Consider the following 780-nt stretch of genomic DNA (forward strand, 5'->3'; position numbering starts at 1 on the left):
TCTCCGAACAAGCCTTCAGTTATGCGAGAATCCCCGCAACACCTGATCCGAGCCGCCCATGAGCCAGATGAGCTTTTCCGACTTTGAGTACGCCGGCAAGCGCAAGCAAACCCGCCGAGAGCGCTTCCTCGCCGAAATGGATCAAGTGGTGCCCTGGGCAGGCCTGCTGGAGCTGATCGAACCGTTCTACCCCAAGGCCGGCGGCGGTAGAAAACCCTATCCTCTGGAAACCATGCTGCGCATCCATCTGTTGCAGAACTGGTTCTCCCTGAGCGACCCGGCCATGGAGGAAGCGCTCTACGAAATCACGCCCATGCGCCAGTTCGCACGCCTGACGCTGAGCGCGCCAATCCCCGAAGACACCACGATCATGAACTTCCGGCACTTGCTGGAGAAGCATCAGCTCGCACCGGCAATCCTTGCGGTCATCAATGGTTATCTGCAGGAAAAAGGCCTGTCGCTGCGCCAAGGCACCATCGTCGATGCCACCATTATTCATGCCCCCAGCTCGACCAAAAATAAAGAAGGCAAGCGTGATCCCGAGATGCACCAGACCAAGAAAGGCGGTCAGTATTTCTTCGGGATGAAGGCGCACATCGGTGCCGATGTCGAGTCCGGCCTGGTGCATCACGTCCATGGCACCGCTGCCAATGTGGCCGATGTCACGCAGGTGGCTGAACTGCTGCATGGCGAAGAAAACGCCGTGTATGCAGATGCCGGTTACACCGGTGTCGAAAGGCGCGAAGAGCATGAAAATCGGGGGGTGATCTGGCAGATTGC

General features: G+C 58.2%; 1 protein-coding gene. It reads left to right on the top strand.

Translation table 11 applies throughout. The features are described 5' to 3' along the window. Positions 1-58: 58 nt before the first annotated feature. The coding region (locus tag APH36_RS30360) for an IS5-like element ISPa41 family transposase (protein WP_060501920.1) at positions 59-780 on the top strand (722 nt) is incomplete at its 3' end.

This window comes from Pseudomonas sp. NBRC 111133, from assembly GCF_001320605.1.
GTDB classification, from domain to species: Bacteria; Pseudomonadota; Gammaproteobacteria; order Pseudomonadales; family Pseudomonadaceae; genus Aquipseudomonas; species Aquipseudomonas monteilii.